Consider the following 13,759-nt stretch of genomic DNA (forward strand, 5'->3'; position numbering starts at 1 on the left):
AGCGCTATGAAGAGCCAAGCGCTACCCCGAAAACCGATGTTCCTCGCCAACGTCCGTCCCTACCATGCCCTCACTGGCTGACACCCGGTAGGCCATGTACGGAAGAGGGAGGGTGCAGGTGGAAGGTTTCTCGCTGTATGAGGAGGACCTTTGGGAAGACGACTTCGACGAGGACTGGTTCGCGGAACCCCGGATCACCTACCGCGAGGCGGTCGAAAGCCTGCGTCGTCTCGTGAGCGGGCGCACCGACGTGCATGTTGACTGGAGCGGGGGGCGTGGGCCGGAGAATGATGCTCGGGTTGTCTTCTCCGGGGCTGGCGGACTCCGTGTGCGCCTGAGGTCGGCTACACAGCTCAGCGACGTCACTCGCGTGATCAGCTCAGGAACTCCCCTGCCCGGCCGTCACGCGGTTTGGTATCCGCAGGACAACGTGATCAGGGCTCGTCTTGTCGGCGACTTCGACCAGTTCCACGGAGTGCTGGCGCGAAACCTGCTTCCCCAGCAGAAGAAGGCCATCGACCCAGACAGTGCCCTCGGCCGCGACTTGGTTGGGCTGCTGGCCGAGGGCGGAGCCTTCGTCGTGAGCGAGACGGCTGCCCCCGGAGGTGTTCCGGGCCGCACCATGCGATTGGTCTCTGTGCCCCTCGACTTGGGCCTGCTCTACAACGCTCGTAACGGAAGCGGTCTCTCTCCAGCTCTCGAACTCTCGGGGGTCTCCGCCCTCAACGCGGCCGATGCGGAGCAGGAGCTGATCAACTACGGCACCTCGTACCTCTTCGGTCTGGGAAAGGGGACGGGAGCGTCACTGCGTCTGTGGAACACCGAGTACAGGGTAGGCAGCCGCCGTGGACCGTCGTACTCGGGGAAGGTCCGCTTTCCCGAGCGGGAATACGATGCGCATCCTGCGGAATTGTACGGCGCTGGGAACTCGCTGGCCCGTGATCCTGTTGAGCGCTATCTGAAGTACTACCAGGTGCTGGAGTTCTACATGGATAAGGCTGTCGCCTCGGTCGTCGCTGCCCAGGGCGTCACCAAACCCAGCCAGGCAACGTCCCCGTTTGCGCGACCTGCTGGGTCCGACCGGCTGAACAGCGAAAAGAACCAGCTTGACGCCGTCATCGACTTCGCTGTGACACCGGCTCAGCTCGCGGGCCTTTTGCGGGACGGAGACCTTTTCGCAGCACTGAGCAGCCCGCAGGTCATCCAGGATGTCCAGCCCCTTGCAAGCGGTACCTCCGGAGGCGTACGCGCCAGCTATGACTATCGCCGTGACGTGTCCACACGCGTGTACGGCATCAGAAACAGAATTGTGCACATGAAGGAAGGCGGCGGAAGGAAGGGCGAGCCGCTTCTCGCCCCGTACAGCCGGGAGGCGAGGGATCTTGCTGCCGACCTCAGGCTTGTTCGTTTCCTCGCAGAGCACGCCATGGAGCGCTGGTCCACAGCCCTTTCGTGAGCGAGTGCATCCTGCGCCATCCTTTAACGAAGAGCCGGGGAGGGGCCCTTACGGCCTCGCCCTGGCCAGCATGGGCGGCTAGTGCAACGGCACAGCGCTGACGCGGTCGTTTCTCAACGGAGATCCAAAACGGCCGCGCACAGCTTCGGCGCCCCCTCAAATGGCACAGTCTCGCCGACTGTCCGGTATCCCCACCCTCCATACAGGGCGCGCACTTTGCAGTGGTCCCAGTGCACCAGCAGAGTCACCCGCTCCTCCGGCCGACCTTCCAACAGGGCATCGTGGATTCGACGGGAGGCCCCCGTGCCGCGCCACGGCGCCCGAACCATCAGTTCGGACAGAGCGAACGTCCGCGTCCCGGTCTCGGAAGTGAACACCTCCGGCAGGGCGGGAGTCACCTTGGCCCACCAGGTCGTGGCTGAACTCAACGGCGCGCCGTAGGCGTACCCGACAGGCTGATCGCCCTCGTACGCGACCACGCACGCGAAGCCGGGGTGCGCGGACCAGTGGTCGACGAACTTCGCGAACTCGTCCCGTCCGGCGAGAGGGTCGTCACTGCCCTCGTACACCTCGTCATGGACGTCGAGGAGGAGTACACGGATACCTGGGGCGTCCGCGTGTCCATACTGGCGAAGGTCGAGTGGGGCGGGCGTAGTCACTGGGTTCCTTCCTGCCGGGCCGCTTTGGCCACTTGGTCGAGACGGGCGGTGATACGGCTGCTCGTCACCCCGGACACGGGCACACCAGCCACAGTTGACGCAGCTCGCTCCATGTCCCCTTGCGCGAGCTGGAGTTCCGCGAGCAGCACCGTGTAGTAGGCCCGGTTGCGGGTGAACCGGCCATCGAGGAGAGCGAGAGCCTGCGCCGTCTGCTGTTCCGCGCGGGCGTACTGCCCCGCGCTCTGGTGGGCGATGGCTCCGAGCCCGGACAGTTCCGCCGGTGTCAGGAAGGCGAGCCAGCTCGCGGCACCTCTTGGCTCGGCACGGTCGTAGACCCGCTCGGCGGCGGCGAGTTGACGGCCCATGCCCGACCGGTCCCCGGTCTGCGCGAGACAGTCGGCCAGCCGCGCGTGGAGGAGCGTGGAGATCAGCGGTTGAGTGCGCAGGTGCCGTTCGGAGAGGGCGGCCCTGTTGATCCGTGCGGCCTCGGCGGGGCGTCCGGCGTGCTCGGCCTGGGCGGCGAGGTCGGACCACGCACGGGTCACGGCGACCGGGGCGCGGGCCAGCAGGGCCGCTTGCAGGGCCTCATTGCGCAATTGGGCGGCCTTCGCATGGTCCCCGCAGTCGTGGGCCGACCATCCGGCGCAGGCCGCCACATCGGCTACGGCGCGCATCAGCGCCCGCTCGACGCGTTCACCGTAAGTGCAGTAGTCGAGGGCACGTTGGATGCGGGCGAGATAGTCGGTGGCCACATCGACCAGAGCTCCACCGCCGAGACCGTTGAAGTGCGCGTCCAGCCTGGTGATGGTGCCCTGGATCCGGTCCACGTCGGCCATGCCGAGGCGACCGTGTTGGGGTGCCTGGTCGGTGCCGAGGGCGGTGATCAGGGCACCGGCGATGAAGGTGCGGCGCTGCACAGGGTGGTGCTCTTTGGCGGGCGCTGGCTGCGGAGCCGTGAGGAGCGTCGGACAGGCTTTGCGAGGTACGAACCCCATGGCTTCCGGGGTGCGGCCGAAGAGCTCTTGGAGAGGACGGAGGTATCGGGGCCACGGCCACCGGACCTCGCCCGCGATCCACCGGCGGACGTGCCGGTCGGTGCAGTTCGCGGACTCCCCGTACTTGTCGAGGGCGACGCGATTGACCTCGTTGGCGAGCTGCTGGTGGGTGTAGCCGAACTCGGTGAGCAGCGTCTCCAACGTGGTGTTCCGCTGCCTCGGCATGGCCGTGTCCCCTCGTGCGCGTGCCTTCGACGGTAGTCCTACCGACGCAGTCCCCTGGTGAAACTGTCCTGTCCGGTGTCGGTAACTGCCCTGGTTCTGTCCTGATGGAGGACAGGACATTTCCGGGAGTCTCATGGGCATGAGCAGCCACAGGACGACTCTCGACTACTCGCCGATCTCGCTCGGGCTTCCACTTGATGAACCCAAGCCGTCGACGGACTGCCAGGTGTGTGCCGCGCTGGTCCGGCAGCGCACGGAGGCCAGGGCGCGCGGCGACATGTCCCGCGTATCTGACCTCAACGTCGAGATTCGCAACCATCATCAGCCTCCGCGCCGTAAGCGGAGGAAGGCGTGAGTGGAAGCGAGCGGGGGCAGCGAGCACCCCGCAGACCGGCACACTTCGTGTTCCCGGACCAGCTTCCCGGCGAAGCCGAGTACGGGACCTTCATGAACCACCTGACGGGGTGCGCTGACTGCGGGTACGGGCAGGTCCACTGCGAGACGGCCACCGAGATGTGGCGCACGTACAGGGAAGCCAAGAAGGCCGCGAAGAAGCGCACATAGGCCTTGGGGTCAGCATGTCCGTCCGATCGCTGACCTTGGGCAGGGGTGGGTGCTCGCGTCCCCTGGCGAGTGCCCACCCGTACTCTTATGCCCCGCTTCGGCCTAGCAGCTGAGTGAGTTCGTCGGCCATGTCGCGTAGCCGGTCGGCGTAGCCGTCGAGCGTGGCCGCCATCTCGTGCAGGCCGACAGGGTCAAGGGTGCGACCGATGAGGCTGACGGACACACCGGGCATACGGCTGCAGATCTCTGGGATGTCGATTGTCGTGAACGGGGACTGCACGAGGCATGCGTCGGCGATGTGGTGGCCGCGGAAGGTGAGGGTGACGTCGGGGCCACTGTGGAGGATGTCAACGCGCTGGTCCTCAGGCCGGTGGTTCGGGTGGCCGATGCACCAGCCGGGCTCGAGGAGTGTGACGTTGCCGAAGTCGGTCGTGGGCAGGGTGACGGTACGGCTCGTCACAGGCTTGGACTCCTTGATCAGAAGGTGTCGCGTCAGAGCGCCGCTCGGTGGGGGCAGCCGCCGGGTGCCGTAGAACAGCCGAACGACTCAATGGCGACCAACAAAGATCAACGGTAAACACGCAGGTCGGTGGGAAACAACAGCGGTTTCAGGGCGACGACTGATTCCGTACAATGCCCGCGCCCTTTTCCCGGGAGAGGGTGGTGCCCCGCCATGTCCGCTCCCCGGCCCTGCCCGACTTATCAGGTTGCTGTCAGCCATGTCCCACACCCCGGCATACCGCACCCGCTGTATGCCGAATTCCTCCCGTACGACCGTGGGATGTCCCACTCTTCCCCCCTGAGGGGGCCGTGACCCACCACCACGCCCCCGTACCGTTGACGCATGGATCTTCGACTGACCGGGCCGCGACTGCGCGGAGCGCTACGGCGGAGGCCGCGGCGGACCATCGCCGCCGCGGCCGCTGTCGTCGTGCTCGCCGGCGCGGGCACCTGGACGGCCACCGCCTCGGACGAGGCGGCGCCGGTGACCCGCACCGACCAGGCCATGGACACGGCCGAGGGCGTGCGCATCGACACCTCGTACTTCACCTCCGGCGCCGACGGCCGCCGCCCGGCCGTCCTGCTCGGCCACGGCTTCGGCGGCAGCAAGGACGACGTCCGCCGGCAGGCCGAGGCCCTCGCCCGGGACGGCTACGCGGTACTGACCTGGTCGGCGCGCGGCTTCGGCGAGTCGACCGGCAAGATCGGGCTGAACGACCCGAAGGGCGAGGTCGCCGACGTCTCCCGGCTCATCGACTGGCTCGCGAAGCGCCCCGACGTACAGCTCGACAAGAAGGGCGACCCGCGCCTCGGCGTCGCCGGCGCCTCGTACGGTGGCGCGATCTCACTGCTGGCCGCCGGCTACGACGACCGGGTCGACGCCATCGCGCCCGCGATCACGTACTGGAACCTGTCGGACGCCCTCTTCCCGAACGGCGTGTTCAAGAAGCTGTGGGCCGGCCTCTTCGTCAACAGCGGCGGCGGCTGCGACAAGTTCGAGACGCAACTCTGCGAGATGTACCAGCGGGTCGCCGAGTCGGGGCAGCCCGACGCGGAGGCCGTGAAGCTCCTTGACGAGCGCAGCCCCGAGGCCGTCGGCGACCGCATCAAGGTGCCCACGCTGCTGCTCCAGGGCCAGACCGACTCCCTCTTCCCGCTCGGCCAGGCCGACGCCGCCGCCAAGGCGATCAAGGCCAACGGCGCGCCCGTGGAGGTCGACTGGATCTCCGGCGGCCACGACGGCGGCGACATGGAGACCTCCCGCGTCCAGTCCCGGGTGAACTCCTGGTTCGACCGATACCTCAAGGACGACAAGAGCGCGGACACCGGCTCGGCGTTCCGCGTCACCCGCACCCTCGGCGCCGGCTCCGGCGACGGCGAGACCCGCCTGAGCGGTACGACCGACGACACCTACCCGGGCCTGGAGAGCGACCCCACGTCGATCGCCCTCGCCGGACGCGAGCAGAGCTTCGAGAACCCGGCCGGCGCCAACCCGCCCGCCGTGTCGGCCCTCCCCGGCCTCGGCGCCGGCGGCGGCCTGGCCCAGCTGTCCTCGCTCGGCGTCAGCATCTCCCTCGACTTCCCCGGCCAGTTCGCCGCCTTCCAGTCGAAGCCCGTCGCGGACGACCTCCAGATCACCGGCTCGCCCACGGCCACCGTCCACGTGAAGTCGACCAGCGAGGACGCCGTCCTCTTCGCCAAGGTCTACGACGTCGGCCCGGACGGCAGGTCCCAGGTCCTCCCCTCCCAGCTCGTCGAGCCCCTGCGGGTCGAGGGCGCCAAGTCCGGCAAGGACGTCGAGCTCACCCTCCCGGCCATCGACCACGAACTCGACGACGGCCACCGCCTCCGCCTCGTCCTCGCCTCCACCGACCTCGGCTACGCCTCCCCGACGGCCCCGGCGACGTACACGGTCTCCCTCAAGGGCGATCTGGAGGTGCCCACACCGCTCGCCCGGGCCGAACGCACGGACGTCCTGCCCGCCTGGGTCTGGTACCTGCCGATCGGTGGCGCCGTGATCGCGGCCGTCCTCCTCGTCACCGGGCGCCGCCGGATCGTCACCCCGGCCCCCGACCCGGCGCTCGCCGAGGTCCCGCTCCAGATCACCGACCTGAGCAAGAAGTACAAGAACGGCGACCGCTACAGCGTCCGTGACTTCTCCATCCGCGTCGAGAAGGGCCAGGTCCTGGGCCTCCTCGGTCCGAACGGCGCGGGCAAGACGACGACCCTGCGCATGCTGATGGGCCTGATCCAGCCGGACGGCGGCCAGATCCGTGTCTTCGGCCACGCGATCGTGCCGGGCGCCCCGGTCCTCTCCCGGGTCGGCGCCTTCGTCGAGGGCGCGGGCTTCCTCCCGCACCTGTCCGGCCGCGAGAACCTGGAGCTGTACTGGGCCGCCACCGGCCGCCCGGCCGAGGACGCCCACCTCGCCGAGGCCCTGGAGATCGCCGGTCTCGGCGACGCCCTGGCCCGCGCGGTCCGCACCTACTCCCAGGGCATGCGCCAGCGCCTCGCCATCGCCCAGGCCATGCTCGGCCTGCCCGACCTGCTGATCCTCGACGAGCCGACGAACGGACTCGACCCGCCGCAGATCCGCGAGATGCGCGAGGTCATGATCCGCTACGCGGCGGCCGGCCGCACGGTCATCGTCTCCAGCCACCTGCTGGCGGAGGTCGAGCAGACCTGTACGCACCTGGTCGTCATGGACCACGGCAAGCTCGTCCAGGCCGGCCCCGTGAGCGAGATCGTCGGCTCCGGCGACACGCTCCTGGTCGGCACGTCCGAACCCGTGGACGAGCCGGTCGTCGAGAAGATCGCCGCCCTGCCGGGCGTCGACTCGGCCGTCCGCGCCGACGACGGCCTGGTGGTCCGCCTCGACGCCGACGGCAGCGCCCAGCGCCTGGTCGCCGAACTCGTGCGGCTGGAGGTCCCCGTGGAGTCGGTCGGTCCGCACCGCCGCCTCGAAGACGCCTTCCTCACCCTGATCGGAGAGTCCGCATGAGCACGCTGGCCGAGCGTGCCGAGCACGCAGAACCCGCGCGTACGGAACCCGGACACCCCGGGCACAAAGAGCCCGTCGAGGTCGCCGACGGCTACCGCGCGGGCCGCACCCTGCCCCTGCGGGTCGAGCTGGTCCGGCAGCTGAAGCGCCGCCGCACGATGGTCATGGGCGGCATCCTGTTCGCCCTGCCGCTCGTGCTGCTGATCGCCTTCCAGGTCGGCGGCACACCCGGCGAGGAGGGCGGCAACCGGGTCAACCTGATGGACACGGCGACGGCGTCCGGCGCGAACTTCGCCGCGGTGAACCTGTTCGCCGCCGCGGGCTTCCTGCTCGTCATCCCCGTCGCGCTGTTCTGCGGCGACACGGTCGCCTCGGAGGCCAGCTGGTCCTCCCTGCGCTACCTCCTCGCCGCACCCGTGCCGCGCGCCCGGCTGCTGTGGTCCAAGCTTGTCGTCGGCCTCACCCTCAGCCTGGCGGCGATCGTGCTGCTGCCGGTCGTCGCGCTCGTCGTCGGCTCGGTGGCATACGGATGGGGCCCCCTGGAACTGCCCACCGGTGGTGAGATCGCGCAAGGCGCCGCCGCTCAGGCGCTGCTGATCACGGTGGGATACATCTTCGTGTCCCAACTGGTCACCGCCGCCATGGCGTTCTGGCTCTCCACACGGACGGACGCCCCGCTCGGCGCGGTCGGCGGCGCCGTCGGCCTCACCATCGTCGGCAATGTGCTCGACTCGGTGACCGCCCTCGGCGACTGGCGCGATTTCCTGCCCGCGCACTGGCAGTACGCCTGGCTGGACGTCGTCCGCCCGCAGCCCGAGTACACCGACATGATCCAGGGCGTCTCGGTTTCCATAACGTACGCGCTGGTGCTGTTCGCCCTGGCCTTCCGCGGTTTCGGCCGCAAGGACGTCGTCTCCTAGGTCACCGGAGGATCACCCACCGGTCTCGGCGGGCCCCCGCCGTGGCCGCTTCGAGACGCATCCGCAACACCCCGTGGCGCACATCCGGGCCCCCTCCGCCGTCACAGTCACAACAGTCGCCTGCGAAAACCCGCGAAAAGGCGACGGACGACGTGGCTAGGGGGCCCGGATGCACACGTATCGCAGGACCGGTGGGACGACATGCCAGAGGCCGAGAGCAACGGCACGGCGACGGATGGGCACCGCACTCCTCGCCCTGGGCGCGGCCGGCGCCCTGCTCCTCACCGGCTGCAGCGCGAGCGGCGACGGCGGCAACTCCTCGTCGTACGACCGGGGACAGGGCGGCGGCAAGGCGGACGGCTTCCCGGCCCCCGCTCCCGAGGGCACCGGCACCGGCGAACAACGCGGCGAACAAGGGAAGGAAGACTCCCGCGACATCGCCCCGTCCCCCGACTACCTCTCCACCTTCGCTCTCGACGTCGACACCGCCTCCTACGGCTACGCCCGCCGCACCCTGGCCGACGGCAGCCTGCCCGACCCGTCGACGGTCCGCCCGGAGGAGTTCGTCAACAGCTTCCGCCAGGACTACGAACGCCCCGACGGAGACGGCTTCTCGGTCACGGTCGACGGCGCCCGCACCAAGGACGAGAACTGGTCCCTGGTCCGCGTCGGCCTCGCCACCCGCGCCGCCGAGGGCGACAGCAAGCGCCCGCCCGCCGCCCTCACCTTCGTCATCGACGTCTCCGGCTCCATGGCCGAACCGGGCCGTCTCGACCTCGCCCAGGACGCCCTGCGCACGATGACGAACCGGCTGCGCGACGACGACTCCGTGGCCATCGTCACCTTCAGCGACGAGGCCGAGACCGTCCTGCCGATGACCCGCCTCGACGACAACCGGGGCGAGATCCGTGAGGCGGTCGACAGCCTGGAACCCACCGACTCCACCAACCTCGCGGCGGGCGTCGAGACCGGCTACGAGACCGCCGTCGAGGGCCTGCGCAAGGGTGCGACCAACCGGGTCGTCCTCCTCTCCGACGCCCTCGCCAACACCGGCTCCACGGACGCCGAGACCATCCTCGAACGCATCGCGAGCGAACGCCGCGCACACGGCATCACCCTGTTCGGTGTGGGCGTCGGCAGCGACTACGGCGACGCGCTCATGGAACAACTCGCCGACCAGGGAGACGGGCACACCACCTACGTCGCCACCGAGGAGGAGGCCGAGGAGGTCTTCTGCGAGGAACTCCCGCGCCACATCGACCTCACCGCCCGCGACGCCAAGGCCCAGGTCTCCTTCGACCCGGCGACGGTCGAGGAGTTCCGCCTGATCGGCTACGACAACCGGCAGGTCGCCGACGAGGACTTCCGCGACGACCGCGTGGACGGCGGCGAGGTCGGCCCCGGCCACACCGTCACCGCCCTCTACGTCGTCCGCAGCAAGAAGGGCACCGACGGCGGCCACCTCGCCACCGCCACCGTCCGCTGGCTGGACCCCGACACCCGCACCCCGCACGAGGAGTCGGCCGGCCTGGAGGCATCGGCCCTCCACGACGACCTGTGGGACGCCTCCCCGTACGGCCTCCAAGTAGCCGCCGTGGCCGCCTACTTCGCCGACTCCCTCCGCCAGCAGGACAGCCTCTGGACCGACCTCCCGGCCAGCCCGACCCTCCGCGAACTCTCCTACCGCGCCGAGACCCTGGCGAGGGACCGCGAGGACAAGGACCTGTACGACCTGGCCGACGCGATCGAAAAGGCGGACGAGATGCTGACATGACGACGCGACGACGGGACAACCTGACGACCCCGCCCTGGAGACGACCCACGCCCGCCGCCCCGCTCTCCCCGTTCCCCGGAATCGTTCGAAACCATTGAAAATTTCTTACGCACCGGTAAGTTGACTCGTCGGTAACGAAGTGGTCGAGAGTCCTCGGGGAGCGGTGATGGGCGTACGCAAGGACTTGAGCCGGGCGAAGCAGCGCGGCGGCCTGACCGACCGGGTCAAGGTCGAGGTCGTCAGGGACGCGCAGGGCGTCGTCCGCGAGGCGCGCTCACCCGCCCTCGCGCCCCGCCTGGCCGGCGGCAGCATCGCCGACCTCCCCTTCGTCAACGCCACCGAGGCCCCCGACGCGGTGGTCCTGCGCCGCGCCGACCACCACGGCACCTACCACCCGGTGACCGCCACCGCCTTCGCCCGCGAAGTCACCGCCACCGCGAAGGGGTTGATCGCGGCCGGCCTCGAACCCGGCGGCCGCGTCGCGGTGATGTCCCGCACCCGCTACGAGTGGACGGTCCTCGACTTCGCCGTCTGGGCGGCCGGCGGCCAGTCGGTCCCCGTCTACGCCACGTCCTCGCCCGAGCAGATCGAGTGGATCGTCCGCGACTCCGGCTCCCGCTTCGTCATCGCGGAGTCCGCCGAGAACGCGGAGGCCGTCGCCACGGCCACCGCCCGCCACTCCCAGCCCCCGCACGTCTGGCAGATCGACCAGGGGGCCCTCGGCCACCTCGCCGACCTGGGCCGGGGCGTCCCCGACGACGAGGTCACCAAACGCCGCGCCGCACTCACCCCCGACACGGCCGCGACCATCTGCTACACCTCCGGCACCACCGGCCGCCCCAAGGGCTGCGTCCTCACCCACGCCAACCTCCACGCGGAGGCCGCCAACACGGTCGAACTGCTCCACCCGATCTTCAAGGAGATCTCCGGCCAGGTCGCCTCCACCCTCCTCTTCCTCCCGCTGGCCCACATCCTCGGCCGTGCGATCCAGATCGCCTGCCTGATGGCCCGCATCGAGATCGGCCACTGCCCGAGCATCAAGCCCGACGAACTGCGGCCCGCGCTCAAGAAGTTCCGCCCCACCTTCCTCGTCGGCGTCCCGTACCTCTTCGAGCGGATCCACGCCACCGGCCGCGCCACCGCCGAACGCATCGGCCGCGGCGCCTCCTTCGACCGCGCCCACCGCCTCGGCGTCCGCTTCGCCCGCGCCCACCTCGACAGGTTCCTGGACCAGGGCCCCGGCCCGACCTCGGGCCTGTACGCCGCCTGGGCCCTGTACGACCTGCTGGTCTACCGCCGCATCCGCAGGGAGCTCGGCGGCCGGATGCGCTACGCCATCAGCGGCGGCTCCCCGCTCGACCGCGACCTCAACCTCTTCTTCTACGCCGCCGGGATCATCGTCTACGAGGGCTACGGCCTCACCGAGACCACCGCGGCCGCCACCATCGTCCCTCCGCTCAAACCCCGCCCCGGCACCGTCGGCCGGCCCGTCCCCGGCACCGCGATCCGTATCGCCGACGACGGGGAGGTCCTCATCAAGGGCGCCATCGTCTTCGGCACCTACTGGAACAACCCGGTCGCCACCGACGCCGCCCTCACCGACGACTGGTTCGCCACCGGCGACCTCGGCGCGCTCGACGAGGACGGCTACCTCACCATCACCGGCCGTAAGAAGGACATTCTCGTCACCTCCGGCGGCAAGAACGTTTCGCCAGCCGTGCTGGAGGACCGGCTGCGCAGCCGCCCCCCGGTCGGCCAGTGCATCGTCGTCGGCGACAACCGCTCGTATGTCGCCGCCTTGATCACCCTGGACCCCGAGGACGTCGCCCACTGGCTGTACGTCCGCGGCATGCCCGCCGACACCCCGCTCTCGGAGCTGGCGAACGACCCCCGCATGCGTGAGGACGTCCAGAAGGCCGTCGACTACGCGAACCAGGCGGTCTCCCGAGCCGAATCCATCCGTGCGTTCCGGCTGGTGGAGGGTTCTTTCACCGAGGAGAACGGACTTCTCACCCCGTCCCTCAAGGTCAAGCGCCATGTGGTGACGGCGGCGTACGAGGTTGAGATCGAGGCGCTCTACCACAGCTGACACCCCTCCGGCCCGGCTCCCGGTACGGCACCTGGCTGGGCAGCAGCAGGACCTCCCTCAGGCGGTCGGCGTCGAGAAGGTCGACACCATGGTCACCGGTGCGGTCACTGTCGGCATCCAGTGTCGGCAGACGCAGACCGGCGGGGTGAGGATCACCGCGGATGGCGTCGAACTCACGAGGCTGCAACAGGCCGTTCAGGCCGATGCTCAGCGGACGGCCACCGTCACGGTGCCCCGGTCCCATAGGTCTGCGCGACGCTGCGGGCCAACGGCGAGAGCACCACCGTCCGCACCCCGGCCGCCGCTTCCGTGCCGACAACCGCCTGAGCGAAACGCTTGCCACCGTCCACCCGGATCCCGTGAAGTCGATTGCGCCAAACGGTGGATAAGGGGATTACTGCCACTCAGTCGGGTGTGTCGGAAATGGTGTGACTAGGGGGGCTCGTGTAGCTTTAGTGACGAGTCGAACACGGTCCGTAAGGATGGACGTGTGCGAGAAGAAAACGGAGACATGATGAACAAGCTCAAGAAGGTCGCGGCCGTCGCGGCCATGGTCGGCGGTCTCGGTCTTGCCGGCGGCGGGGTTGCCAGCGCCAACGGTGGCGAGTACAGCGACCCGTTCCCGTTCGCCGACAACCTGCAGATTACGGACTGCCGGTCGTCGACCGACGTGACCCAGATCGTCTCCATCCCCATCAACGTGTCCGTTGGTGGCGACGCGTCGCAGGCCTTCGGCAACAACCTCTGCCAGCCGATCGGGTCCATCGACTGATCCTCGTGCGGTGGAGAGGCGGGTCTCGCGACTTCGGTGCGGGACCCGCTTTTTCAGTGGTTGCCGCGTACGGATATCGGCAATCTCTGCACGTAGGTCGCTCCAGCCCGCGACAGTCGCTGTCCCGGAGATCTTGGGGCAGATTGAAAACTGAATAAAGCCGGACCGGTACTCGCAGAGTCGATCCGGCACGGACGGCGGCCATCCTTCCGATGGTCGCTTCTTTTTTTGCAGGTTTCGATATTTTCACTCTCTTGTGGCCGCGAACGGAGCGGCGTGCCCATCTCGATATCATCCGATCAGTTCAATTCACATCAAACGGCCAATGCGGGGCTATTCGGATGAAGCTTGATGGCTACTCATCCGTAAGGCGGTAACTCCCTTGATCCAGGGGTTTACTGGCGATGCGCCATCGATTCCATCCTTCCGTCGAAGGGGGATTCGATCCGAATCACGTCTCGGAGAGAACATGACTGATGTGATTATCCTGCCGCGCTGCCCGGAGACGGGGAAGGCGTCGTTCCGTAATGAATCCGAGGCGAGGATCTGGCTGGTGAGGCAGCCGCTGTTGGACAGGATTCCGGATCGTATCTACCGGTGCTTCGACTGTCAGTACTGGCACTTCACCGGGTCCCATCACTGGACCAGCCGAAAAATCGGGTGGCGACGAAACTACGGCAGGCGTGAAATCGCTTCCCGGCGCAGCGGTGGGAAGAGAAGAAGGAACTGACCACTGTGTCGTCCGGATCTTCCCACTTATCTGATCAGAAAGACGACGAGATTGCGAAAGAACCTGAGCAAGC

At 68.6% G+C, this 13,759-nt stretch carries 11 protein-coding genes; 8 read left to right on the plus strand and 3 right to left on the minus strand.

Annotated features, from left to right (window positions below; all coding sequences use genetic code 11):
* Positions 1-118 precede the first annotated feature (118 nt).
* The gene (locus tag OG622_RS32420; protein WP_371580166.1) at positions 119-1,456 is read left to right on the plus strand and encodes a hypothetical protein; all 1,338 of its coding nucleotides are present in this window, start codon (positions 119-121) and stop codon (positions 1,454-1,456) included.
* 113 nt (positions 1,457-1,569) lie between these two features.
* Here the strand turns inward: OG622_RS32420 and OG622_RS32425 are convergent, their stop codons facing one another.
* Both OG622_RS32425 and OG622_RS32430 read right to left on the minus strand, forming a co-directional pair.
* The gene (locus tag OG622_RS32425) at positions 1,570-2,115 is read right to left on the minus strand and encodes an N-acetyltransferase family protein (RefSeq protein ID WP_371580167.1); all 546 of its coding nucleotides are present in this window, start codon (positions 2,113-2,115) and stop codon (positions 1,570-1,572) included.
* Positions 2,112-3,335 (minus strand): transcriptional regulator, encoded by a 1,224-nt coding sequence (locus tag OG622_RS32430; protein ID WP_371580168.1) that lies wholly within the window; start codon positions 3,333-3,335, stop codon positions 2,112-2,114. Before OG622_RS32430 ends, OG622_RS32425 begins: the two co-directional genes overlap by 4 nt.
* Before the next feature lie 139 nt (positions 3,336-3,474).
* On the opposite strand from OG622_RS32430, the gene OG622_RS32435 reads away from it, so the two are divergent.
* On the plus strand, positions 3,475-3,690 hold the full coding sequence (locus OG622_RS32435) for a hypothetical protein (RefSeq protein WP_371580169.1): 216 nt from the start codon (positions 3,475-3,477) through the stop codon (positions 3,688-3,690).
* Positions 3,687-3,899, plus strand: coding sequence for a hypothetical protein (locus OG622_RS32440; protein WP_371580170.1), 213 nt, complete (start codon positions 3,687-3,689; stop codon positions 3,897-3,899). Before OG622_RS32435 ends, OG622_RS32440 begins: the two co-directional genes overlap by 4 nt.
* Positions 3,900-3,984: 85 nt before the next feature.
* On the opposite strand, the gene OG622_RS32445 is transcribed toward OG622_RS32440, so the two are convergent.
* Positions 3,985-4,359 carry a hypothetical protein gene (locus OG622_RS32445; RefSeq protein WP_371580171.1) on the minus strand — a complete coding sequence of 125 codons (375 nt, stop codon included), beginning with the start codon at positions 4,357-4,359 and terminating at the stop codon, positions 3,985-3,987.
* 384 nt (positions 4,360-4,743) lie between these two features.
* On the opposite strand from OG622_RS32445, the gene OG622_RS32450 reads away from it, so the two are divergent.
* The 5 genes from OG622_RS32450 (at position 4,744) to OG622_RS32470 (ending at position 12,956) form a co-directional block, all read left to right on the plus strand.
* The gene (locus OG622_RS32450; protein ID WP_371580172.1) at positions 4,744-7,401 is read left to right on the plus strand and encodes an alpha/beta fold hydrolase; all 2,658 of its coding nucleotides are present in this window, start codon (positions 4,744-4,746) and stop codon (positions 7,399-7,401) included.
* Positions 7,398-8,321, plus strand: coding sequence for an ABC transporter permease (locus OG622_RS32455; protein ID WP_371580173.1), 924 nt, complete (start codon positions 7,398-7,400; stop codon positions 8,319-8,321). Before OG622_RS32450 ends, OG622_RS32455 begins: the two co-directional genes overlap by 4 nt.
* A 169-nt stretch (positions 8,322-8,490) precedes the next feature.
* On the plus strand, positions 8,491-10,095 hold the full coding sequence (locus OG622_RS32460) for a von Willebrand factor type A domain-containing protein (protein ID WP_371580174.1): 1,605 nt from the start codon (positions 8,491-8,493) through the stop codon (positions 10,093-10,095).
* 166 nt (positions 10,096-10,261) lie between these two features.
* On the plus strand, positions 10,262-12,184 hold the full coding sequence (locus OG622_RS32465) for a long-chain fatty acid--CoA ligase (protein ID WP_371580175.1): 1,923 nt from the start codon (positions 10,262-10,264) through the stop codon (positions 12,182-12,184).
* 514 nt (positions 12,185-12,698) lie between these two features.
* Positions 12,699-12,956, plus strand: coding sequence for a hypothetical protein (locus tag OG622_RS32470; protein ID WP_371580176.1), 258 nt, complete (start codon positions 12,699-12,701; stop codon positions 12,954-12,956).
* Positions 12,957-13,759: the final 803 nt, after the last annotated feature.

The organism is Streptomyces sp. NBC_01314, from assembly GCF_041435215.1.
Lineage (GTDB): Bacteria > Actinomycetota > Actinomycetes > Streptomycetales > Streptomycetaceae > Streptomyces.